The following is a 22,204-nucleotide window of genomic DNA, read 5'->3' as shown; positions in this document are numbered from 1 at the left end:
TTACGGCAACACCGTGCGCATCAGCATCACGTTGTAGTCCGACCACAGGGAAAGGTTGTAGTACAACACCTTTCCCGTCGACCACGGGTGCAGGAACGGAGCATAGATACCGCCGGGGAACTCCGAGTGCGACACCAGCATGGCCTCCGGCCCCCACGGACCCTGCGGGGCCGGCGCGGTGCGCATCACCACATCGTTGAGCCCGTTGCAGTAGAGCACCACGTACTGCTTCAGGTAGGTGTTGTACTGCGCCGACATCTCCCCGAGCGGTCCGGGGATGACGGCGGTGGCCGCCCCGGGATTGCCCGGCACCCAGGCGTTGTTGTCGGAATTCCAGTACTCGTACTTGCTCAGGTCGGGCAGGAAGGCCGGCAGCACCCGTGCGACATACGCCGAGCCGCCGCGTCCCGGCGGGGTGCCGAACGAATACAGGTAGTTGTCACCGGGGCCCGGTTTCATGAAGGCGCCCATCTGGAAATTCTCGTTCCCCGGTGTGTATCCGACGCGGTCGATGCTGTCCGGGGACGGCGTGCGGACGGTGTTCGGGTAGACACCCCAGTGCTCGCCGTTGTCCGGCGAGACGGCCAGGGCCGAGAAGTTGGTCGACCACCGGCCGTCGGCATCCCAGTTCTTGATGGACATGAAGTTCACGTACTGGTTGCCGCCCACCGAGATCCCGGCGGTCGGGATGATGCCCTTCTCGACGGGGGCCCAGCCGATGCTGTTGATGATCTGCTTGGCCAGGCCGGGCCGCCAGGACGGCGCGCTGGAGGCCGCGACGGAGTTGGTCAGCGCGGTGTCCTGACTGCGCATCAACACGTTGTAGCGCCACTGCTTCTGCGGGGTGCTGCAATACCCGTAGGTGTCACCAAAGGCCATCAACACCTGGTGATTGCCGGGATTGCCGTTGTCCCACATGATTCCGAGATCGGTGCCGGTGACGGAGTACTTGGCGATGGTGTTGTTCGAACTCTCCGGACCGGTGACCCAGCCGATCAGTGCGGTGCCCGGAGCCGGCATCGGGGCCGACGCGGGCGCCGGGGGCGGGGCCGGCGCCGCCGTCTTGGTCGGTTTCGGGGTGGGCGCCACCGCTGCCTGCTGCTGAACCTGCTGCGGGGTCAGCGCGCTGATGATCGACCGGGTCAACTGCCCGAGCCGGGGCAGGGGCGCGTTGTCGTTGGCGCCGGATGGTTTGTGCCCCAAAGGCGGGCCACCGTTGACGGGAGCTTCGGGGATGGCGCCGGTGCCCGCGGGCGGTTGCGCGGCCGCCGCGGCACCGGTGCAGGGTTCGGCCAGCGCCGTCGGTGAGCCGCCGATCGCCGCGCACAGTCCGGCGGCGGTCACCACGACCACCGGCAGCGGGGCAATTCGACGACGCCGCGACATGTCACACCTTTCAGGGGCGGACGCCGGATCGACGCCTGCACTTGTACAGCTGTGACGCTAGTGTCCGGTGAGGCCGATGTGGCTAGCGGTGCATCGATGGATATCCATCCGTGACCGTGTCGCGACTCACGCCGGTGTAATTTGTGGAACGCTTATTCGCCGGTGAACTGAGGCGGCCGCTTCTGGAACATCGCGGTCACCGCCTCGGCCAGATCCTTCGACGGCAGGAACGCCGAATTCCAGGCCGCCACATAGCGAAGACTCTCCGACACCCGGGCGATGCGCTGCTGATCGAGCACGTCCTTCACCCCGGCCACGGTCAGCGGAGGGTTGGCCGCGATCTCGGCTGCGGTGGCGTGCGCGGCAGCCAACGCGGCCTCGGCGTCGGGGTAGACGTCGTTGACCAGACCGATCTTCTCGGCACGGGCGGCATCGATGTCCTTGCCGGTCAACACCAACTCGCGCAGGTGGCCGTCGGACAGGATGAGCGGCAGCCGGGCCAGCGACCCCACGTCGGCGACGATGGCCAATTTGGTCTCCCGCACCGAGAACTTGGCGTCCGCGCTGGCGTACCGAATATCGGCGGCGCTGATCAGGTCGACGCCGCCGCCGATGCACCAGCCGTGGATCGAGGCGACGGTCGGGGTGCGGGCGTCGGCGACGGCGGAGATGGCCGCCTGCATCCGCTGCAGCTTGGTGTGGAACTCGGCCCGGGCCTTCGCGCCGGCGTCCAGACCCGGCAGCGTGGCGCCCATCGCGGGCAGATCCAGCCCATAGCTGAAGTTCTTCCCCGAGCCGGTCAGCACGATCGCACGGACCTCGGGGTCGGCGTCCAGCGTGCCGAACACGTCAGGCATCTCGTCCCAGAACGCCGGGCCCATGGCATTACCCTTGCCCGGCCCGATCAGCGTGACCCGTGCGACGTGGTCGGCGATGTCGACGGTGACGGATTCGTAAGCCATGTGTTGAAGGCTAACGCGCTACGGAACCGGACCCCCGAGCAGCACCTCGCTGACCGTGCTGTCGCCCAGGAACTGGCACACCGCGTCGGCCAGGGTCTTGGCGACGTCGATGTTGTCCGGGGTCAGGATCGACTGCTCCTGCTCCAGGATCGCGTTGACGACGGCCTTCTGGGTGGCCTCGTCGAGCTGGGTGTAGTCCGAGCAGCTCATCGTCAGCGCATCCGGCGGCGCGGGCACATCGGGCACCGTCGACCCCCGCGGGGTACGACTCGGGGTGGTCGGCGTGGCCGGCGCCGTCGGTCGGGTGGTCAGCGCGGGACCCGGTTCGGTGGTCATCGCCACCGAACCTTCGGTGGTGCGGGCACAGCCGGCCAGCAGCACCATCGTCACCAGAGAAGCTGCCGCCAGTGCCCGCCGCACGGTTACACGCGTTCCAGATAGAAGTAGAGATATTTCCCGTCCACCACAGCACCTTTGCCGTTCATGATGCCCAGCACCGCGTTGTCGTCGATCACCTTGAAATGGTCGTGCACGGGCTTGCCGTCGTACACCATGGTGGCCGTCGACTCGCCGCGGAACTCCTCCAGCCACAGACTGGCCTCGCCGTTCATCGCCTCGGTGTTGGAGAACTTGTTGCCGTCGGCATCCAGGCACACCAATGGCTGGGCATCGGCGGCAGAGTTGAACGTCTTGCCGAACCAGTTGAGCCGCTTCATGAATCCGTTGGCCTTGTGGCCGGTCTGGAATTCGCCGCCCTTCCACTCGCCCAGCATGAAGTCGATACCGGCCGGCGGCAGCGTCGCCCAGAACTCGTCGAGCTCGGCGTCGGCGATCTGGCCGTCACGCCGCTTGAAGTCCTCGAAGACGGTGCGGGCACTCACTTCTGTCCTCCTGACGCGGCGATCCACTTGCGGGCGAAGGCCAGGAACGCATCGTTCTCGTGCGGAGCGGCGACGGTCACCCGCACCCCGTCCTGCCCGTACGGCCGCACCACGATGCGGCTTTCGGCGGCGGCGTTGACAAATTCCTCGGTGCGGCCGGGCAGCGGCAACCAGACGAAATTGGCCTGGGATTGCGGCAACTCGTACCCGGCGTCGCGCAATGCGGTGCTGACCCGGCTGCGTTCGGCGACCACCTTGTCGGTGCGGGCCAGCAACTCGTCGGCGGCATCCAGGCTGGCGATGGCGGCGGCCTGCGACACCGTCGTCGCGGTGAACGGCACGTAGACCTTGCCGAGCGCGGTGACGATCTCCGGGTCGGCGACGGCGTACCCGACGCGCAGGCCGGCGAGCCCGTATGCCTTGGAGAAAGTGCGCAGCACAACGACGTTCGGGTGGTTGCGTACCAGTGCCAGGCTGTCGGGCAGCAGTCCGTCGCGGATGTACTCGACGTACGCCTCGTCGATGACCACCAGGATGTCCGACGGCACCGCCGCGACGAACGCCTCCAGTTCGGCCGGCTCCACCACGGTGGAGGTCGGGTTGTTCGGATTGCACACGAAGATCAGCCGGGTGCGGTCGGTGATCGCGGCCAGCATGGCGTCCAGGTCGTGGGTGTGGTCGGTCAGGGGCACCGGCACCGGGGTCGCGCCCGCCGTGCGCACCTGCAGCGGGTAGATCTCGAAACTGCGCCAGCCGAACATCACCTCGTCGCCCACCGACGCGGTGATCTGGATGAGCTGCTGGCACAGGCTGACGGAGCCACAGCCCACCGAGATGTGCTCGGGGGCGAAGTCGACGTGCTTGGCCAGCCGCTCGCGCAGGTCCTGGTAGCCGTTGTCCGGATACCGGTTGATGGTGTCCATGGCGGCGGCGACGGCCTCGCGCACGCTGGGCAGCGGGCCGTCCACGGTCTCGTTGCTGGCGATCTTGATGGCGCCGGGCACCGTACGGCCGGGGGTGTAAGCCGGGAGGTCGGCCATCTCGGGGCGCAGGCGGGCGGTCACCCGGCCATTCTAGGGGTGCCGTGGTGGCCGTCCGAGGTCGCGCTTTGCCTTCCGCCGTCCGGCCTGTGTAATCTGTGCGCTCGGCGGTTCCGGGGGTCCGGTACCCTCAGATCGTTCAGGAGGCGTGCCAGAGCGGCCGAATGGGACTCACTGCTAATGAGTTGTCCCCCTTACAGGGGACCGGAGGTTCAAATCCTCTCGCCTCCGCCGGATAGTTGAATAGCAGTACCAGGCACGACCAAGCGCCCGTAGCTCAACGGATAGAGCATCTGACTACGGATCAGAAGGTTAGGGGTTCGAATCCCTTCGGGCGCACTCATCTCGCATTCCGGCACCGCGTTACGGTGGTGCCGTGCGCCTGCTCCTCATCGCGGACACCCACGTCCCCAAACGGGCGCGGGATCTGCCCGCCGCGGTCTGGGCGGCCGTCGACACCGCCGATGTGGTGATCCACGCCGGTGACTGGGTGTCCCCGGACCTGCTCGATCAACTGGAGGCGCGCTCGCGCCGGCTGCTGGCGTGCTGGGGCAACAACGACGGTGACGAACTGCGGGCCCGGCTGCCCGAACGCGCCGACGCGACACTGCACGGGCTGCGCTTCACCGTCGTGCACGAAACCGGGGCGGCGGCCGGCCGGGACGAGCGGATGGCGCGGCTCTACCCGGAGACCGACGTGCTGGTGTTCGGGCACAGTCACATCCCGTGGGACGCCACCGCGTCCACCGGCCTGCGGCTGCTGAATCCGGGTTCGCCGACCGACCGGCGGCGCCAGCCGCACTGCACCTACATGACCGCGACGCTGACCGCCGGCGCGCTCGCCGACGTCACGCTGCACCGGTTGTGAGCCTCAGCCCGCCTCGGCCGCGCAGATCAGGTCGATGTGCTTGGTGGCCCAATCGCTGAGCGGTTCGAGCGAGTCGAGCAGCTCCGCGCCGGCCGGGGTCATCGAGTACTCCACCCGCGGCGGCACCTCGTGGTAGCTCTCCCGGTGCACCACCCCGTGCCGCTGCAACTCCTTGAGATGCTGAGTCAGCATCTTCTGCGACACCCCCGGCAGGCTGCGGTGCAGGGCGTTGAACCGTTTCGGACCGGCCTGCAACTCCCACAGGATCAGCGGCTTCCACTTCCCGTCCACCACCGCGAACGCCGCGTCCAGGCCGCAGGTGAACTTGCCCAGCTGAGTCATCGATCATCCCCTCGCAGGTCAAAGCCAATGGTTACGTTTCGGTAAGTACCGCACTTTATAGTGGGTACTTGTCGGATCTTCCGCATGACACCAACGATGGTCGCATGACCAACACCTCGCAACGGATCAGTTTCCTCGGGCTCGGTGAGATGGGTACGGCACTGGCCACGGCGGCCGTCCGAGCCGGGCACGCGACCACGGTGTGGAACCGCACCGCGGCCAAGGCGCAGGCCGTGCCGGACGCCCGGGTGGCCCCGACGGTCGGCGCGGCGCTGGATGCCGACCTGGTGGTGGTGTGCCTGTTCGACCACCGCTCGGTGCACGAGGTCCTGGACCCGGTGGCCGCGCACCTGACCGGCGTCCGCATCGTCAACCTCACCACCACCTCACCGGCCGGCGCGCGCGAACTGGCGGACTGGGCCCGCGCCGCCGGCGCGCAATACCTGGACGGTGGCATCATGGCGACCCCCGGCATGATCGGTGCGCCTGGCGCTCGGATCTTCTACAGCGGCGACCGCGCAGTGCTCGACGACTTCCGATCCGTCCTCGAATTGTGGGGCACAGCAGAGTATTTCGGCGCCGACGCGGGCATGGCTGCGCTGTACGACCTGGCCCTGCTGTCGGCCATGTACGTGATGTTCGCCGGGTTCTTCCACGGTGCGGCCATGGTCGGGGCGGCGGGCGTGCCGGCCGGTGACTTCGCGGCGATGGCCGTGCCGTGGTTGCAGGCGATGACCGCCGAGCTCCCGGGCTACGCCAAGGTCATCGACGGCGCCGACTACACGGTGCCGGGCCAGCAGAGCCTGCTGTTCTCCGATATCAGCGACATCGTGTCGGCCAGCCGCGAACAGGGCGTCAGCACCGAGGTGGTCGACGTCGTGCAACGGCTCATCCACCGGCAGATCGACGCCGGCCACGGGCACGAAGGGTTCGCCCGCATCATCGAGGGCCTGCGCAGCCAGGAGCGTGCGGCATGAACGTCGCCGTGCTCGGACTGGGACCCATGGGCCAGGCGCTGGCCGGCGCGCTGCTCGACGCGAAATACCGCACCACGGTGTGGAACCGGACCGCCGCCAAGGCCGGCCCGCTACAGGCCCGCGGCGCCGTGGCCGCCGGCACGCCCGCCGCGGCCGTCGGTGCGGCGGACCTGATCCTGGTCAACGTCGTCGACCACGACGCGGTGGACGCGGTGCTCACCGCGGCCGGCGACGCCGTCGCGGGGAAAACGGTGGTGGGGCTCAGCTCGGATACGCCCGAGCGCGCCCGCCGCACCGCAGAGTTGGTGGCCGGCCTCGGCGGCGGGTATCTCGACGGGGCCATCATGACGCCCACCGCGACCATCGGAACCCCGGCCGCCAGCATCCTCTTCGCCGGCCCGCGGGACCGTTATGACGCCGGCGTGCAGGTGTTCGACGCCTTGGGCACCCCCACCTGGCTGGGCCCCGAGTACGACCGCGCTGCCGCGTTCGACATGGCGTTGCTGGACCTGTTCTGGACCTCGGTGGCCGGGTTCCTGCATGCCGTCGGCATCGCCAAGGCGCACGGCATCGGCCCCACCGCACTGTTGCCGCACGCCACCGGCATCGTCGACATCCTGACCCCGATCTTCACCGAGATCGCCGAACGCGCCGACACCGGTCACCACGATGACCCCAGCGCATCGGTGTCATCGGTGGCCGCGTCGCTGCACCATCTGATCGCCACCGCACGCTCGGCCGGGATGGACGACGCGGCGCTGCAGGCGTTTGCGGGCGTCGTCGAGAAGGCCATCGCCGACGGGAACGGCGCCAAGGAGATCAGCGTGCTGACACCGTAATCCGGCGCGCGGAAACGCCTTACGTGGCATGGTCGTGCCCATGGAGCAGAAGCCGCCCACCGCCACCATCGCCGCCGCCAACCGCGGCCACCGCACCGGCCTGCCGTTCGACGACACCCGCGACTTCGCCGACGCCGACCGCGGGTTCATCGGGGCACTGGACCCGTGCGTGGTGACCGGTTCCGGTGGAAAAGTGGTATGGGACAACGACTCCTATGCCTTCCTGGCGGGCGAGGCGCCGGATTCGGTGCACCCGAGCCTGTGGCGGCAGTCCCAGCTGTGCACCAAGCAGGGGCTGTATGAGGTCACCAAGGCCAGTGGAGCGACGGCCAACGACGCACCAGGGATCTACCAGGTACGCGGGCTGGACCTGTCGAATATCAGCTTCGTCGAGGGTGACACCGGCATCATCGTGATCGACCCGCTGGTCAGCACCGAGACCGCGGCCGCCGCGCTGGCGCTGTATCGCGAGCACCGCGGGGATCGGCCCGTCAAAGCCGTGATCTACACCCACAGCCACGTCGACCATTTCGGTGGCGTGCTGGGCGTGACCTCGCAGGACGAGGTGGACGCCGGCACGGTGGCCATCATCGCGCCGGAGGGGTTCACCGACCACGCGGTGCAGGAGAACGTCTATGCCGGCACCGCGATGACCCGCCGCGCCGCCTACATGTACGGCGCGGTGCTGGCGCGCGGGCCGCAGGGCCAGGTCGGCTGCGGGCTCGGCCAGGCCCCGTCGCTGGGGGAGGTGGCGCTGATCGTCCCCACCATCGACGTCCATGACACCGGCGAGAAGCACACCATCGACGGGGTCGAGATCGAATTCCAGATGGCGCCCGGCACCGAGGCGCCGGCCGAGATGCACTTCTACTTCCCGCAGTTCAAGGCGCTGTGCATGGCCGAGAACGCCACCCACAACCTGCACAATCTGCTGACCCTGCGCGGTGCGCTGGTGCGGGACCCGCACGGCTGGGCCGGTTACCTCACCGAGGCCATCGACACTTTCGCCGACCGCACCGATGTGGTGTTCGCCTCGCACCACTGGCCCACCTGGGGCCGGGACAACATCGTCGAATACCTCTCGGTGCAGCGCGACCTGTACGCCTACCTGCACGACCAGACCTTGCGCCAGCTCAACCAGGGGTTCACCGGTGCCGAGATCGCCGAGAACTTCGCGCTGCCACCGGCGTTGGAGCAGGCCTGGCACACCCACGGCTACTACGGCTCGGTCAGCCACAACGTCAAGGCCGTATACCAGCGCTACATGGGCTGGTTCGACGGCAACCCCGGCCGGCTCTGGCCGCACCCGCCGGAGGCCATCGGGCCCCGGTATGTGCAGGCCATCGGTGGGCTGGACCGCGTCGTCGAGCTGGCGCAGCAAGCCTTCGACGACGGCGACTTCCGCTGGGCGGCAACACTGTTGGACCACGCCATCTTCACCGACGAGAACCACTCCGGCGCCCGCGACCTGTACGCCGACACCCTGGAACAACTGGCGTACGGCGCCGAGAACGCGGTCTGGCGCAACTTCTTCCTGTCCGGGGCGACCGAGCTGCGCGACGGCAACTTCGGCACCCCCACCCAGACCACGTCACCGACGGTGCTCGCCCAGCTGACCCCCGAGCAGATGTTCGACACCTTCGCCATCAACGTCAACGGTCCGCGAGCCTGGGAGCTGGACCTGACCATCGACGTGACGTTCGTCGACCTGGCGGCCGACTACCGGCTGACGCTGCGCAACGGGGTGCTGGTGCACCGCAAGGCCCCGGCAGATCCGGCCACCGCGACGGCCACCGTCACGTTCGCCACCAAGGGCCGGCTGTTGACGTTCGCCGCCGGCGACCGCGACTCACCGGGGGTGGAGTTCACCGGCGATCCAAACGCCTTGGCGCAGCTGCTGGGCGCCCTGGACCGGCCCGACCCGGGCTTCGCCATCATCACGCCGTAGTCAGGGCAACCCGCCGTCGGCGCGCAGGATCGACCCGGTGGTGAAGCTGGCCGCGTCCGACATGAGAAACAGTGCCGCGCCGACGATCTCGGCCGGATCACCGGCGCGCCGCAACGCCAGATGCGCGAAAGCCGCCGGATCCCCGAGTGACCATGCCTTGCTGATATCGGTGAGGAACGGGCCGGCCATCAGGGTGTTCACCCGCACCGCCGGGCCGAACGCCTTGGCGAACCCCTCGGTCAGCACGTTCAGCGCCGCCTTGGCCGCGGCATAGGGCAGCATCGACGCGTCCGGCCGCAGCGATCCCGACGAGCTCACGTTGATGATCGACCCGCCGCCGGCGGCCGCCATCCGCTCGCCGATCAGCGCGGTCAACCGGAACGGCCCCTTGAAGTTCAGGTTCACCACCGAGTCGAACAGCTTCTCGCTCACCGAGCCCAGCGAGTCGTACAGCGGCGACATGCCGGCATTGTTGACCAGCACGTCCACCTTGCCGAACCGGTCATAGGCGGCATCGGCCAACGGCTCCAACTCATCCCACCGCCCGACATGCACCCGGTGGGCCAGCGCGGCCCGGCCGGTCTCGGCGGTGATCTGCGCGGCGGTCGCTTCGCACGACTCCAGGTTGCGGCTGGCGATCACCACATCGGCCCCGCAGCGGGCGGCCGCGAACGCCATCTCCCGGCCCAGTCCGCGGCTGCCGCCGGTGATCAACACGACGCGGTCGGTGAGGTCGAACAGCTCGTCGGCATAACCCATCTCCGGACCTCCTCGGTATGCGGCCATATGGTGTCACGATGCAACTGCTTCTGGTCCGACATGCGCTCCCCCTGCGCAGCGAGCCCGGCCAGGGCTCCGATCCCGAGTTGTCCGAGCAGGGCATCGCGCAGGCGGCGCGGCTGCCCGACGCGCTGTCCCGGTTCCCGGTCGGCCGGCTGGTCAGCAGCCCGCAGCGGCGTGCCGTGCAGACCGCGGGCCCGCTCGCCGACAAGCTGGGGTTGACCGTCGACATCGACGAACGGCTCGCCGAATACGACCGCGACATGTCGCACTACGTGCCCATCGAACAGATCGCGCAGGAAAACCCCGAGGAACTGGCCCGGCTGGCAGCCGGGCATCTGCCCACCGGTGTCGACGAGAAGGCGTTCCTGGACCGGGTGGTCGCCGCCGTCGACGACCTCATCGCCGCGGCCGGCCACGACGACACCCTGGTGCTGTTCAGCCACGGCGGCGTCATCAACGTCCTGCTGCATCACATCCTGGGTACCGAGCGGCTGCTGTCGTTCCACGTCGACTACGCCTCGGTGACCCGGTTGCTGGCCTCCCGCAGCGGCAAGCTGTCCGTTGCCGCGGTCAACGGCACCGAACACGTATGGGATCTGCTGCCGCGAAATGTGCGGTGGTAAACAGTTCCGGTGACCTCTCTGGATGGACTCGACCTCGACGCCCTGGACCGCCACCTGCGCGCCGAAGGGATTCCCCGCTCCGGTGAGCTGCGTGCCGAACTGATCTCCGGTGGCCGGTCCAACCTGACCTTCCGGGTGTTCGACGACGCGTCGGCCTGGGTGTTGCGCCGGCCGCCGCTGCACGGGCTGACCCCGTCGGCGCACGATATGGCCCGCGAGTACAAGGTGGTGGCCGCGCTGGCAGGCACCCCGGTGCCGGTGGCCCGCGCGGTGACGATGCGCAACGACGACTCCGTGCTGGGTGCGCCGTTCCAGATGGTCGAGAACGTCGACGGCCAGGTGGTGCGCAGCGCCGACGAACTGCAGGCCCTGGGCGACGCGACGGTCATCGAGGGCTGCGTCGACGCGCTGATCCAGGTGCTGGCCGACCTGCATGCTGTCGATCCGCAGGCTGTCGGGTTGGGTGACTTCGGGAAGGCGCAGGGCTACCTGGAGCGGCAGGTGCGGCGCTGGGGGTCGCAGTGGGATCTGGTGCGGCTGCCCGACGACCCCCGCGACGACGACGTGAAGCGGCTGCATTCCGCTCTGGCACAAGGGATTCCGGTGAGTTCGCGGGCCTCGATCGTGCACGGCGACTACCGCATCGACAACACCATCCTCGACAACTCGGACCCGACCGTGGTGCGTGCGGTGCTGGACTGGGAACTGTCCACCCTCGGTGACCCGCTGTCGGATGCGGCCCTGATGTGCGTGTACCGCAACCCGAACTTCGACGATGTACTCGGCATGCGGGCGGCCTGGACGTCACCGCTGCTGCCGTCGGCCGACGGTCTGGCCCAGCGGTACGCGGTGGCCAGCGGGCAGGAACTGAGCCACTGGGATTTCTACATGGCCCTGGCCTATTTCAAGCTGGCCATCATCGCGGCCGGCATCGACTTCCGCGCCAGGGAGGGCGGCGAACAGTCCGTCGTGGGTGCGACCGTGGCGCCGTTGATCGCCGAGGGCCTGCGGCTGGTCTAGAGTCGCCGAGCGGCTTTGAGGTTCTTGCGGGCCGCGATGCGCAGCTGCACGATCCGGGCGGCGCCGACGAGCACCGCCAGCAATCCGCCGCACACCGCGGCCAGCAGCAGCGCCACCCCGAGCGGCAGCGACCAGTTCCAGCCCAGGAAGTGGAAGGTGCCGGAATCGGTGTTCTGCGCGATGAAGATCAGCAGCACGATCAGGATGAGGAAGCCCACGATCAGCGATGACCACAGTGCGGCCGCCCTGGTGAACTTGACCGCGTCCTCCGGTGGGGCCGCCGGGGACGGGTCGGCCGGCGGTTCCGGGACCGGGTCCGGCGCGATCGGATCGTTGCTCATGCCCCCATCCTTGCCCCTTCGGCGCCCGAAGCAAACTACTTCACGCTGAATCAAAGCCCGGCATGTCGCGCCGTGGCCCGTTACTGTCGGGGGAATTGCCACGTATCACAGTCGGCATGGCCGAGGGGATGGTATGCGCTGCAGACGGGGAACATCGGCGGTCGGGCTCGTCCTCGCGACGTTGCTCGCCGTGCTGAGCGCGGGCTGCGGTAGCGCCGACCCGCTCGGCGGTGGCACGGTCTCCGGTGATCTGAAAGCGATCACCGTCGGCTCGGCCGACTTCACCGAGTCGAAGATCATCGCCGAGATCTACGCCCAGGCGCTGGAGGCCAACGGTTTCACCATCAAGCGGCAATTCGGTATCGGCAGCCGCGAAACCTATATCCCCGCCGTGCAGGACCATTCCATCGACCTCATTCCGGAATACACCGGAAACCTGCTGCAGTACTTCGATGCCGCCAGCACGGCCACCACCTCGGACGCGGTGCTGCTGGCCTTGCTCAAGGCGCTGCCGGGGGACCTGTCGATCACCTACCCGTCCCCGGCCGAGGACAAGGACACCCTCGCCGTCTCGGCGGCCACCGCGCAGCGCTGGAAACTGAAGTCCATCGCCGACCTCGCCGCCCACTCGGCGGAGGTGAAAGTCGGCGGCCCGTCGGAGTTTCAGACCCGGCGCACCGGACTGGTGGGCCTCAAGGACCAGTACGGGCTGACCATTGCCCCGGCCAACTTCGTGGCGATCAGCGACGGCGGCGGGCCGGCCACCGTGCAGGCCCTCACCAGCGGCGCCATCACCGCAGCCAACGTCTTCAGCACCTCACCGGCCATCGTGCGGGACAAGCTGGTGGTGCTGGAGGATCCCAAGAGCGTCTTCCTCGCCGCCAACGTGGTGCCCCTGGTGGCCTCGCAGAAACTGTCCACCGATCTGAAATCCGTGCTCGATGCGGTCAGCGCGAAACTGTCCACCGCGGCGCTCATCGACCTCAACACCTCGGTCGAGGGCAACAAGGGTGTCGACCCCGACGAGGCGGCCGGAAAGTGGATCGCGGACAACGGTTTCGACAAACCCCTTCCCGGTAAGTGAGTTTGCGATGATCACCTTCACCAACGTCACCAAGACCTATCCGGATGGCACCGTCGCGGTCGACGATCTCACCCTCGACATCCCGGAGGGCACCCTGGCGGCGTTCGTCGGGCCGTCGGGCTGCGGCAAGACCACCTCGATGCGGATGATCAACCGGATGATCGAGCCGACCTCGGGCACGCTCACCGTCGACGGCAACGACGTGACCCAGGTGGACCCGGTCAAGCTGCGCCTGGGCATCGGTTACGTCATCCAGAGCGCCGGGCTGATGCCGCATCAGCGGGTCGTCGACAACGTCGCCACCGTACCGGTGCTCAAAGGCGAAACACGCCGCGCCGCACGCAAAGCCGCCCTCGGTGTGTTGGAGCGGGTGGGCCTGGACCCCAAATTGGCCAACCGCTATCCGGCGCAACTGTCCGGCGGCCAGCAGCAGCGCGTCGGGGTGGCCAGGGCGCTGGCGGCCGACCCGCCCATCCTGCTGATGGACGAACCGTTCAGCGCCGTCGACCCGGTGGTGCGCGAGGAACTGCAAACCGAGATCCTGCGGCTGCAAAGCGAATTGCGCAAGACCATCGTGTTCGTCACGCACGATATCGACGAGGCGGTCAAACTCGGCGACAAGGTGGCGGTGTTCGGCCGCGGTGGGGTGCTGCAGCAGTACGCCGAGCCGGCGTTCGTGTTGTCCAATCCGGCCAACGAACTGGTGTCCGGTTTCGTCGGGGCCGACCGCGGCTACCGCGGGCTGCAGTTCTTCGAGGGCAACGGACTGCCGCTGCACGACATCCCGCAGGTGGCCGAGTCCGAGATCGACGCCCAGCAGCTCGATCCCGGGGAATGGTTGCTGGTGATCCGGGCCGACGGCAAGCCGTTCGCGTGGATCAACGCCGAGGGCGTCGACGTCCACCGCAAGGGAAGTGCGTTGTACGACAGCACGATCGGTGGAGGCTCGTTCTTCCCGCCGGACGGCTCGCTGCGCCAGGCGCTGGACGCCGCGCTGTCCTCACCGTCGGGGCTGGGGGTGGCCGTCGACGACGACGGCCGGCTGTTGGGCGGTATCCGGGCCGACGACGTGCTGGCGGCCCTGCAACGACAACGCCGGGTGCCGAAGGTCGGGTAGTGACGTATCTGCTGACCCATCTGGACAAGGCGTGGGCGCTGACGCTGATCCACCTGCGCCTGTCGCTGGTGCCGATCGTGCTCGGACTGCTCATCGCGATACCACTGGGCGCCGCCGTGCAGCGCACCACCGTACCGCGCCGCACCATCACGGTGATCGCCAGCATCGTCTTCACCATCCCGTCGCTGGCGCTGTTCGTGGCGCTGCCGCTGATCATCCCGACCCGCATCCTCGACGAGGCCAACGTCATCGTCGCCCTCACGCTCTACACCACCGCGCTGCTGGTGCGCGCCGTGCCCGAGGCGCTGGACGCGGTCCCCGCCGACGTGCTCGACGCCGCCACCGCCGTCGGCTACCGGCCCTTCACCCGCATCGTGAAAGTTGAACTGCCCCTGGCCGTTCCGGTTCTCATCGCCAGCCTGCGGGTGGTCGCGGTGACCAATATCTCGATGGTGTCGGTGGGGTCGGTGATCGGTATCGGCGGCCTGGGCACCTGGTTCACCGAGGGTTATCAGGCCAACAAGAGCGGCCAGATCATCGCAGGCATCATCGCCATCTTCGTGCTGGCCGTGGTGATCGACGCGCTGATCCTGTTGGCGGGCAAGATCATCACTCCCTGGACCCGGGCCACGGCGGGGGCGCGATGAACTTCCTGCAGCAGGCCCTGTCCTACATCTTCACCGCGGAGCACTGGTCCGGCCCGGCCGGGCTGGGCATCCGGATCGTCGAACACCTGCAGTACACCGCGATCGCGGTGCTGTTCTCGGCGCTGGTCGCGATCCCGGTCGGGCTGCTCATCGGGCACACCGGCCGCGGCACCTTCCTGGTGGTCAGCGGCGTCAACGCGCTGCGTGCCCTGCCCACGCTGGGGGTCCTGCTGCTCGGGGTGCTGCTGTGGGGTCTGGGACTGATACCGCCCACCGTTGCGCTGATGCTGTTGGGCATCCCGCCGTTGCTGGCCGGGACGTATGCCGGCATCGCCAACGTCGACGCCGCCGTCGTCGACGCCGCGCGGTCCATGGGGATGACCGAACGCCAGGTGCTGTCCCGGGTCGAGGTGCCCAACGCGCTGCCGCTCATCCTGGGTGGGCTGCGCACCGCCACCCTGCAGATCGTGGCCACCGCCACCGTCGCCGCCTATGCCAGCCTGGGCGGGCTGGGCCGCTACCTGATCGACGGCATCAAGATCAGGCAATTCCACATTGCGCTGGTGGGTGCCCTGATGGTGACCGCGCTGGCGCTGATCCTGGACGCCGCGCTGGCCTTCGCGGTGTGGTTGTCCCAGCCGGGGGTCGGCCGGTGGCGGCGGCTACCCCAGCCGCTGATCGACGACGAGGTCGCGCTCGAATCACGATCGGGGCCCGTGCGGGGTCGGAGTTCGGAACGCGGCTACGAAGCCAGGGGCGCGTCGCCTACGGTAGAGAGGTGACTGACGCAGCCCCTCAATCAGGCACTGAGTCCGACGGCGCATGGCCGGCGATTCTCACCTGGCGCGCCCACGAGTTGCCCCGCATGGAGTCGGTGCGGGTCCAGCTGTCCGGCAACCGGATCAAGGCCTACGGCCGCATCGTGGCCGCCGCCACCGAGTCACATCCCGCCTTCAGCGCCTCCTACGATCTGGTCACCGACGAGGCCGGTGCCACCAAACGGCTGTCGCTGACCATGACGCTCGCCGAGCGGGAACGCCAGCTGTCCATCGCCCGCGACGAAGAGAACATGTGGCTGGTGCAGGACCACCAGAACCAGACCAGGCGGGCCGCCTACGAGGGCGCGCTCGACGTCGACGTGGTGTTCAGCCCGTTCTTCAACGCGCTGCCCATCCGGCGTACCGGCCTGCACCAGCGGGCCGACACGCTGAGCCTGCCGGTGGTCTACGTGCGGCTGCCCGAACTCACCGTCGAGCTGGAGACCATCAGCTACAGCAGCACCGGCGAGGGCGCCGGCATCAGCCTGAAATCGCCGATCGCCGAGACCACCATCACCGTCGACTCCGACGGTTTCATCCTCGACTATCCAGGACTGGCAGAGCGGATCTGATCACCCCGCCGGCCCGGCCGGCGGCGGCCAGTTCGTCGCGCCAGTTCTCCGCGCCGATCGTCACGTGCAGGATGTCGGGCCGGCTGAAGCTGTCGTAGCGGACGCGGGCGGCATGGCCGGCGTCCACCAGGTCGGCCACCGAGGTCTGCGCGGCCAGGTGCTCCCTGGCCTGGGTGAGCAGCTCCAGGGTGCGGTCCAGCTGGGCCAGCAGCTCCTCGGAGTTGGCCTCACACATGGCGCGCACCAGGTCGGGGGCGGTCGCCGCGACGCGGGTGCCGTCCCGGAACGAACCGGCGGCCAGCGCGAACGCCAGTGGCACATCGCCGGCGGTGACGGCCAGCGCCTCGGCCAGCAGATGTGGCAGGTGCGAGATCGCGGCCGCGGCGGCGTCGTGCTCATCGGAGCGGGCCGGGACCACGAACGCGCGGCAGTCCAGCGCCAGGTTCATCACCGCCGCCCACACCTGCGGATCGACATGGTCATCGACGCTGACCACCCACGGGGTGCCGGCGAACAGCTTCTTGTTACCGGCGGCCCAGCCGGAGTGCGCGGTGCCCGTCATCGGGTGCCCGCCCACGAACCGGGACAGCAGCCCGTGCTCGCGCACCTCACGCAGGACCGCGCCCTTCACGCTGATCACGTCGGTCAGCGCGCAGTCCGGGGCGATGCGGCCGATGTGGTCGAGCATCCCCGACAGGGCGGGCATCGGGACGGCCAGCACGATCAGCGCATCGGTCTCGGCGGCGCGCGCCAGCGCCTGGTCCAGTGCCGCGGTGGCGTCGAAACCGTCGAGGCGGGCGGCCGCGACGCCGTCGACGGATCGGTTGTAGCCGAAGACCTGGCGGCCAGCCTCCGCGGCGGCGCGCATCAGGGAGCCGCCGATCAGTCCCAGCCCCAGCACGCACACCGGTGTGTCGGTCACCGTTCAAGGTTGGCATACGGTCCGCGCAGCCGGTCGATAGGTGGTCAAAGCCCCTGGTCTGCGACTAGCGTTAGCACCATGGGAGCACAGCGTGCGCCGGCGCAGGAAGCTGCCGACCAGCCGGAGGGTTTCGGTGTCGCGGTCGTCCGCGAGGACGGGAAGTGGCGCTGCTCGCAGATGCGCCGAGGAGCGCTGACCAGCCTGACCGCCGCCGAGACCGAGTTGCGTGAGTTGCGCAGCGCCGGTGCCGTTTTCGGGCTGATCGACGTCGACGACGAGTTCTTCCTGATCGTGCGGCCCGCCCCGGCCGGCACCCGGCTGTTGCTGTCGGATGCCACCGCGGCGCTGGACTACGACATCGCCGCCGAGGCCTTGGACAAGCTGGACGCCGACCTCGACGACGAGGACCTCGAGGAGGCGGATCCGTTCGAGGAGGGCGACCTCGGGGTGCTCTCGGACATCGGGCTGCCCGAGGGCGTACTCGGGGTGATCGTCTCCGATATCGACATGGAGATCGAGGAGCAGATCGCCGCGATCGCGCAGCGGATGGGCTTCGAGTCGGAGCTGTCCGCGGTGCTCGACAAGATCGGTCGGTGACCGAGGAACAGCTGATCCGGCAGGCGCTGGACGCCGCCCGGCTGGCCGGTCCGCGGGACGTACCGATCGGCGCGGTGGTGTTCGGGCCCGACGGCACCGAGTTGGCCCGCGCCGCCAACGCACGCGAGGAACTCGGCGATCCGACCGCGCACGCCGAGATCCTGGCGATGCGCGCGGCCGCGACCCGGCTGGGGGATGGCTGGCGGCTGGAGGGCTGCACGCTGGCGGTGACGGTCGAACCCTGCACCATGTGCGCCGGCGCCATCGTGATGGCGCGGGTGGGCCTGCTGGTATTCGGGGCGTGGGAACCCAAGACCGGGGCGGTCGGATCGTTGTGGGACGTGGTGCGCGATCGGCGGCTGACCTACCGGCCGCAGGTGCGCGGCGGGGTGCTGGCCGCCGAGTGCGCGGCGCCGCTGGAGGAGTTTTTCGCCCGCCAGCGCTGACGCGCCGCTTTCTTCGGCAGGGTCGTGATCCGCCGCCGGGCACGGCCCTGGCGCGGAAAACGGCGCGATTAGGGCCATCCGCACTCGCCCGGTAAGCTGCCTCCCGGTGGCGTGTCCGAGCGGCCTAAGGAGCACGCCTCGAAAGCGTGTGACGGGTAACCCCCGTCCGAGGGTTCAAATCCCTCCGCCACCGCCAACACCGCCCGCCTGCTCGCGCAGGTAAGGGCGGTTTTTGCCACTTGATGGAGTGCTGCCTGCGCACGGTTTGCGACTTCTGCCCACATGTCGTCGCAGTTCGGACATACCTTGCGGCTCATGGCTTGTCTCGATGGCTGAGACTGTCGGCGTGCAGGCGGTGTCCGTGGACGGGCAGCCCTGAATGGCGGTCGTCGGGCATCCCAGCGACGTGCCGGCGCTCGCCTCCGTCCATTATTGTCGGTCTCGGCTGATACCTCTGTGTCATGCTTGCGCGCATGTCGGTTACCTCGATGCTCGACCGAGAGGTCTACCTGTATGCCGAGGTAGACAGGCTGATCGGCCTCTCGGTAGGCACCGCCCGCCGCTGGATCAACGGCTATGAGCGCAGTGGGACGGCGTACCCGCCGATCCTCCGCGTCGCGCCCCGTGACACCGAGTGGGCGACATGGGGCGAGTTCGTGGAGGCGCGCATCCTTGCCGAGTACCGCGACGAGAACATCCCGACTGCCCGACTGCGTGGTGCCATCGGCGGCTTACGTCGCCTGTACGGGATCGACTACCCGCTAGCGCATCTACGTCCGTACCTCGCAGTACACGACCGCGACCTGACGATCAGCGGTGATGATGTCGGTCTGTCCGAAGATGAGCAGATGGTGGTTCGCACCGGCCAGCAGCTTCTCGGGGGTGCTAGCTGGAACCTGATTGTGCAAGCGTCACTCGCTCAAGACGAGCGCGGAGAGAAGATCGTTACTGAGTTGCGGCCAGACCTCGAGTTTCCCGACATCGTGATCAGCCCTGACCGCTACAGCGGCCAGCCGACCTTTGTCGGGCGTCGGGTATCAGTGGCCACCATCGCAGGGATGGCTAGTGCGGGTGAGCGTCACGAGGACTTGGCCGCGGACTACGGGCTGAGCCTGGAGCAGGTGCAGGCAGCGGTCGATTACGCGGCCAAGTACAAGCTGGCCGCGTAGACCGGCGACGGCATGGACGTGGAGCAGGTGACCTACGTCGTGGACGAGAACCTGCTGCGCTTAGGTAATGGACTTGTCGCAGTGCGGCGTGACACGGCACGGTTTAGTCGCCCACCTGTGCATGAGCTCCTGTACGCCGGGATTCTCGACCGGGACTGGATACCCGTCGTCGGCGAGCGGGGTTGGACGGTGATCACCAACGATCGGCGTCTGCGCACACGGCCGACCGAGGCCAACCTGGCTATCACGCACAAGCTGAAGGTCGTGCATCTGCACGGGGAGGTCGGTAACCGGCCTGCGTGGGAACAGCTCGTCAGGCTGACCACTCGATGGGAAGCCGTCGAACGTCAGACCGCAATCGACGGACCGTGGTGGCTGTCCCTGCGCCGTGACCGCGCCGTGGTTATGCGATACGAACCGGGCGCACCCGAACGGGTATGAACGAAGCGTCGAAGCCACACGCTGCGCGACATGCCGCGTGCCCACGATCTGCCCACAGATACAGGTAAGTGTGATGATGGCGTGCAGGTAGAGCCGGTTCGGAGCCTTCTGACCAGGTGATCAAGGATGGATCAAATCCCTCCGCCACCGCCATAGCAGAAACCCCCGCCGAACCGAGTCCGGCGGGGGTTTCTCGTATTCAGGACACCGGCACGCAGACGGTCTTGATGACCTTGTCGGCAATGGTCTGGCGCTTGGCGTCGATCAGCGGCAGTAGGAAGCCGAGGTAGCAGATGAGGCCGTCGAGGACGTGCGCCAGCTGGCGGACCACGGACATGCCGAACCCGATGGGCTGGCCGGTCGCTTCGCTGACCACCTTGAACTTCATGACCGATTTGCCGATGCTGGAGCCCGTGGTGCCCTGCTTGTAGCCGTAGTTCCACAGCAGGTAGGCCAACCCGACCGCCGCCGAGAGCAGGAACGCCGCCACACCGATCGTGGAGTTGCCGGTCGCGCAGAACTGGCCCAGGTTGTACTCCGAGGTGTCGCTGACGCAGGCGGTTTCCTGGGTCAGCGCCTCGACGGCGTAGCCGATCCCCAGGATGATCCCGTACGGGATGTAGTCGATCAGGAACGCCAGCACGCGCGTCAGCCATGGTGTGTACGCGGCGGCATTCGCGGTCGCTGCCCCCTGCGGCAGTGGTTGTTCGGTCATCGGTGGATACCTTCCTCGTGAAGCGGTGTGCGATGCGATCACGAGGAAGTTAGGGATCCGCGGTTGGAAGATCCTTGGAAGACTCCGAAGCCGCTCAGGCCGCCGTGGTCCCGGCGGTGGGCGCGATGGCCGCCGGCGCCGTGCCGATCACCCGACCGTGCGCCGTGCCCTTCGGGGTGGGGATGTCGATGGTGCTGCCGGGCACCAACTCGTCGCCGTCGGCCGTGTCGCCGGCGAACCAGTCCGTGAACCACGCCACCGCGAGATCGGTGACCGCGGGCGGATTCTGGGCCTGCGGCACGCCGGCCAGCAGCTGCGCGACGAACTGGATCAGCGAGTTGCCGCCCTGCATCGAGTCCATGTGCACGCCACCGGCGAGCACCACCCCGTTGAACCGGCCGGGTCGCGCCGCCGACAGCGTCTGGTTGACCGTGCTGATGAAGTTGAACGCGTTGGGCGGGGCCCCGATCGCGCGGACCGGGATGTACTGCCCGCCGCGGCCTTGATAGGCGTCCAGTTCGGTCAGCGCGTCCTTGAGGGTGTTGCCGGTGGGTACCGCGTCGAGCAGGATGACACCCACCAGGTCGGCGGCGTCGTCGCTCGCGGCAAGCGATCCCGCCGCCCCGGAGACCAAGCCGCCACCGGCGGAATGACCTGCCAGCGCGAACTTCTGGGGCAGCGCCGCCGTCGCCGGGTCCAGGCCGTACCGGGTGGCGTACCCGGCGGCCAGCGCGCTCTCGGTCAGGGCCGCCCGGTCGCCGCGGAACAGGTCGGCGATATTGGTCGCCATCCCGGATCCGCCCAGCCACCGGTCGTCGGCGGCGAAGAAGTTCGACGGCAGGGTCGGGGTCACGACGACGCTGTTGGTGCGTTCGGCCAGGTTTGCCGCGGTGAAGCTGTACATCGGTCCCAGCGCGAAGAACCCGTGCTGCAACAGGATCATCTTCTCTGGCGGTGCCCCGGTGCCCGAGGGTTTGGGGTAGTACCAATTGGCTTGTACGCGTTGACCGTTGCCGAGCAGGATCGTCGACGAGCCGACGGTCACCGTGGTCTTGGCGGGCAGCACCGGCGGCCCGGTGACGAACTTCTCCAGCGCCTGCAGCGCGTTGATGGCGGCGGAACCGATATTGGTGATCAGGTTGGTGACGGCCCTGGCCACCACCTTGATCGGATTGGGCGGCGCGGCGGCGGCTTTGGGTGTGATCGGGTCCTGGGCCAACCGCAACGTCGTGGGCTTGACCGTGATGGCCGGGGCGGCCGGCTCGGAATCCGGCACGCTCTTCGGCTCGGTCTTGGCTGAAGCGGACTCGGAGCCGGACTCGGGGCCGTCGGTGCCGGATCCGGTCTTGGGGCGGGCCTCGGGCGCGGCGGCCACACCGGTGCCCGGTTTCTTCTTCTTTTTCTTCTTGGGTGGGGCAGACTCGACCGGTTTGGTGTCCGACGGCTCCGTCTCGGTGGCGCCGGTGGTCGATCCCGACGATGACGGTTCCGCCGCGGCGGCGGACGACGTCGAGTCGGTGGGCGGCGAGCCGGCGTCCGCCGCGGCGAGACCGGCCCCGCTCAGCAGCGCGGCCGATAGACCCGCGGTGAGCAGACCGGCACTCACCCACGTCGACAAACGCTGCACAGCGGACCCCTTCTCACACGAACCCGTCCCGATCTTGAC

Annotated in this window: 26 protein-coding genes and 3 tRNA genes; 18 read left to right on the top strand and 11 right to left on the bottom strand. The window is 68.4% G+C overall.

What is annotated here, in order from left to right; translation table 11 throughout:
• From BN977_RS12750 to hisC, 5 genes are all read right to left on the bottom strand, one after another.
• Positions 1 to 1,386 (bottom strand): glycoside hydrolase family 183 protein, encoded by a 1,386-nt coding sequence (locus BN977_RS12750; protein ID WP_036397809.1) that lies wholly within the window; start codon positions 1,384 to 1,386, stop codon positions 1 to 3.
• A gap of 152 nt (positions 1,387 to 1,538) precedes the next feature.
• Entirely contained in the window at positions 1,539 to 2,348 is an 810-nt protein-coding gene (locus tag BN977_RS12745) for a crotonase/enoyl-CoA hydratase family protein (protein WP_024454046.1), read from the bottom strand.
• 18 nt (positions 2,349 to 2,366) lie between these two features.
• Positions 2,367 to 2,732, bottom strand: a complete 366-nt coding sequence (locus tag BN977_RS12740; protein ID WP_051561529.1) for a hypothetical protein — start codon at positions 2,730 to 2,732, stop codon at positions 2,367 to 2,369.
• A gap of 38 nt (positions 2,733 to 2,770) precedes the next feature.
• Complete coding sequence (locus tag BN977_RS12735; RefSeq protein WP_036397807.1) at positions 2,771 to 3,229, bottom strand: DUF4334 domain-containing protein; 459 nt, start codon at positions 3,227 to 3,229, stop codon at positions 2,771 to 2,773.
• Positions 3,226 to 4,293 carry a histidinol-phosphate transaminase gene (hisC, locus tag BN977_RS12730; RefSeq protein ID WP_036397806.1) on the bottom strand — a complete coding sequence of 356 codons (1,068 nt, stop codon included), beginning with the start codon at positions 4,291 to 4,293 and terminating at the stop codon, positions 3,226 to 3,228. The genes BN977_RS12735 and hisC overlap by 4 nt, the downstream gene beginning before the upstream one ends.
• A gap of 118 nt (positions 4,294 to 4,411) precedes the next feature.
• On the opposite strand from hisC, the gene BN977_RS12725 reads away from it, so the two are divergent.
• The 3 genes from BN977_RS12725 to BN977_RS12715 all read left to right on the top strand — a co-directional run bounded on the left by BN977_RS12725 (position 4,412) and on the right by BN977_RS12715 (position 5,137).
• Positions 4,412 to 4,500, top strand: a tRNA-Ser gene (locus BN977_RS12725).
• A 35-nt stretch (positions 4,501 to 4,535) separates the two neighbouring features.
• Positions 4,536 to 4,608, top strand: a tRNA-Arg gene (locus tag BN977_RS12720).
• 37 nt (positions 4,609 to 4,645) lie between these two features.
• Complete coding sequence (locus BN977_RS12715) at positions 4,646 to 5,137, top strand: metallophosphoesterase family protein (protein WP_036399008.1); 492 nt, start codon at positions 4,646 to 4,648, stop codon at positions 5,135 to 5,137.
• A 3-nt stretch (positions 5,138 to 5,140) separates the two neighbouring features.
• On the opposite strand, the gene BN977_RS12710 is transcribed toward BN977_RS12715, so the two are convergent.
• Positions 5,141 to 5,479, bottom strand: coding sequence for a winged helix-turn-helix transcriptional regulator (locus BN977_RS12710; protein ID WP_036397805.1), 339 nt, complete (start codon positions 5,477 to 5,479; stop codon positions 5,141 to 5,143).
• 104 nt (positions 5,480 to 5,583) lie between these two features.
• On the opposite strand from BN977_RS12710, the gene BN977_RS12705 reads away from it, so the two are divergent.
• From BN977_RS12705 to BN977_RS12695, 3 genes are read left to right on the top strand one after another with little or no spacing between them, the layout of a single operon-like run.
• Entirely contained in the window at positions 5,584 to 6,456 is an 873-nt protein-coding gene (locus BN977_RS12705; RefSeq protein WP_084172483.1) for an NAD(P)-dependent oxidoreductase, read from the top strand.
• Entirely contained in the window at positions 6,453 to 7,295 is an 843-nt protein-coding gene (locus BN977_RS12700) for an NAD(P)-dependent oxidoreductase (RefSeq protein ID WP_036397804.1), read from the top strand. Before BN977_RS12705 ends, BN977_RS12700 begins: the two co-directional genes overlap by 4 nt.
• A gap of 40 nt (positions 7,296 to 7,335) precedes the next feature.
• Positions 7,336 to 9,243: an alkyl/aryl-sulfatase gene (locus BN977_RS12695; protein ID WP_036399003.1), complete on the top strand. Its 1,908-nt coding sequence runs from the start codon at positions 7,336 to 7,338 to the stop codon at positions 9,241 to 9,243.
• On the opposite strand, the gene BN977_RS12690 is transcribed toward BN977_RS12695, so the two are convergent.
• Positions 9,244 to 10,002, bottom strand: coding sequence for an SDR family NAD(P)-dependent oxidoreductase (locus BN977_RS12690; RefSeq protein WP_036397803.1), 759 nt, complete (start codon positions 10,000 to 10,002; stop codon positions 9,244 to 9,246).
• 38 nt (positions 10,003 to 10,040) lie between these two features.
• On the opposite strand from BN977_RS12690, the gene BN977_RS12685 reads away from it, so the two are divergent.
• Together BN977_RS12685 and BN977_RS12680 are read left to right on the top strand one after the other, a co-directional pair.
• Positions 10,041 to 10,649 (top strand): histidine phosphatase family protein, encoded by a 609-nt coding sequence (locus BN977_RS12685; RefSeq protein WP_036397802.1) that lies wholly within the window; start codon positions 10,041 to 10,043, stop codon positions 10,647 to 10,649.
• A gap of 9 nt (positions 10,650 to 10,658) precedes the next feature.
• Complete coding sequence (locus BN977_RS12680; protein ID WP_036397801.1) at positions 10,659 to 11,669, top strand: phosphotransferase family protein; 1,011 nt, start codon at positions 10,659 to 10,661, stop codon at positions 11,667 to 11,669.
• Here the strand turns inward: BN977_RS12680 and BN977_RS12675 are convergent.
• The gene (locus BN977_RS12675; protein ID WP_024452267.1) at positions 11,666 to 12,010 is read right to left on the bottom strand and encodes a LapA family protein; all 345 of its coding nucleotides are present in this window, start codon (positions 12,008 to 12,010) and stop codon (positions 11,666 to 11,668) included. The two genes, BN977_RS12680 and BN977_RS12675, sit on opposite strands and share 4 nt — an antisense overlap.
• A gap of 133 nt (positions 12,011 to 12,143) precedes the next feature.
• Between BN977_RS12675 and BN977_RS12670 the strand changes: the two genes are divergently transcribed.
• Genes BN977_RS12670 through BN977_RS12650 form a run of 5 tightly spaced genes read left to right on the top strand, consistent with a single transcriptional unit; the run spans position 12,144 to position 16,248 of the window.
• Entirely contained in the window at positions 12,144 to 13,094 is a 951-nt protein-coding gene (locus BN977_RS12670; RefSeq protein WP_036397800.1) for an ABC transporter substrate-binding protein, read from the top strand.
• 7 nt (positions 13,095 to 13,101) lie between these two features.
• A complete protein-coding gene (locus tag BN977_RS12665) occupies positions 13,102 to 14,211 on the top strand; it encodes an ABC transporter ATP-binding protein (protein WP_036397799.1) in 1,110 nt (369 codons plus the stop codon).
• On the top strand, positions 14,211 to 14,858 hold the full coding sequence (locus tag BN977_RS12660) for an ABC transporter permease (protein ID WP_024452264.1): 648 nt from the start codon (positions 14,211 to 14,213) through the stop codon (positions 14,856 to 14,858). Before BN977_RS12665 ends, BN977_RS12660 begins: the two co-directional genes overlap by 1 nt.
• Positions 14,855 to 15,640: an ABC transporter permease gene (locus BN977_RS12655; protein ID WP_036397798.1), complete on the top strand. Its 786-nt coding sequence runs from the start codon at positions 14,855 to 14,857 to the stop codon at positions 15,638 to 15,640. Before BN977_RS12660 ends, BN977_RS12655 begins: the two co-directional genes overlap by 4 nt.
• Positions 15,637 to 16,248 carry a putative glycolipid-binding domain-containing protein gene (locus BN977_RS12650; protein ID WP_051561320.1) on the top strand — a complete coding sequence of 204 codons (612 nt, stop codon included), beginning with the start codon at positions 15,637 to 15,639 and terminating at the stop codon, positions 16,246 to 16,248. The genes BN977_RS12655 and BN977_RS12650 overlap by 4 nt, the downstream gene beginning before the upstream one ends.
• On the opposite strand, the gene BN977_RS12645 is transcribed toward BN977_RS12650, so the two are convergent.
• Positions 16,211 to 17,155 carry a prephenate dehydrogenase gene (locus BN977_RS12645; RefSeq protein ID WP_036399001.1) on the bottom strand — a complete coding sequence of 315 codons (945 nt, stop codon included), beginning with the start codon at positions 17,153 to 17,155 and terminating at the stop codon, positions 16,211 to 16,213. The two genes, BN977_RS12650 and BN977_RS12645, sit on opposite strands and share 38 nt — an antisense overlap.
• Before the next feature lie 93 nt (positions 17,156 to 17,248).
• On the opposite strand from BN977_RS12645, the gene BN977_RS12640 reads away from it, so the two are divergent.
• The 5 genes from BN977_RS12640 (at position 17,249) to BN977_RS32360 (ending at position 19,823) form a co-directional block, all read left to right on the top strand.
• A complete protein-coding gene (locus BN977_RS12640) occupies positions 17,249 to 17,767 on the top strand; it encodes a tRNA adenosine deaminase-associated protein (RefSeq protein WP_024452260.1) in 519 nt (172 codons plus the stop codon).
• The gene (locus BN977_RS12635) at positions 17,764 to 18,213 is read left to right on the top strand and encodes a nucleoside deaminase (protein WP_024452259.1); all 450 of its coding nucleotides are present in this window, start codon (positions 17,764 to 17,766) and stop codon (positions 18,211 to 18,213) included. Before BN977_RS12640 ends, BN977_RS12635 begins: the two co-directional genes overlap by 4 nt.
• 105 nt (positions 18,214 to 18,318) lie before the next feature.
• Positions 18,319 to 18,409 (top strand) — tRNA-Ser (locus tag BN977_RS12630).
• Between the two features lie 265 nt (positions 18,410 to 18,674).
• Entirely contained in the window at positions 18,675 to 19,382 is a 708-nt protein-coding gene (locus tag BN977_RS12625; protein WP_024452258.1) for a DUF433 domain-containing protein, read from the top strand.
• 12 nt (positions 19,383 to 19,394) lie between these two features.
• Positions 19,395 to 19,823, top strand: coding sequence for a PIN-like domain-containing protein (locus tag BN977_RS32360; RefSeq protein WP_024452257.1), 429 nt, complete (start codon positions 19,395 to 19,397; stop codon positions 19,821 to 19,823).
• A gap of 199 nt (positions 19,824 to 20,022) precedes the next feature.
• On the opposite strand, the gene BN977_RS12615 is transcribed toward BN977_RS32360, so the two are convergent.
• Positions 20,023 to 20,610: an Rv1078 family RDD domain-containing protein gene (locus BN977_RS12615; RefSeq protein WP_407661194.1), complete on the bottom strand. Its 588-nt coding sequence runs from the start codon at positions 20,608 to 20,610 to the stop codon at positions 20,023 to 20,025.
• A 22-nt stretch (positions 20,611 to 20,632) separates the two neighbouring features.
• A complete protein-coding gene (locus BN977_RS12610) occupies positions 20,633 to 22,165 on the bottom strand; it encodes an alpha/beta hydrolase family protein (RefSeq protein WP_131590095.1) in 1,533 nt (510 codons plus the stop codon).
• Positions 22,166 to 22,204: the final 39 nt, after the last annotated feature.

The sequence above is a fragment of the Mycolicibacterium cosmeticum genome, assembly GCF_000613185.1.
Classification (GTDB): Bacteria; Actinomycetota; Actinomycetes; order Mycobacteriales; family Mycobacteriaceae; genus Mycobacterium; species Mycobacterium cosmeticum.
The sequence above is the reverse complement of the archived record's forward strand: the minus strand, read 5'-3'. Positions and strand labels throughout refer to the sequence as shown.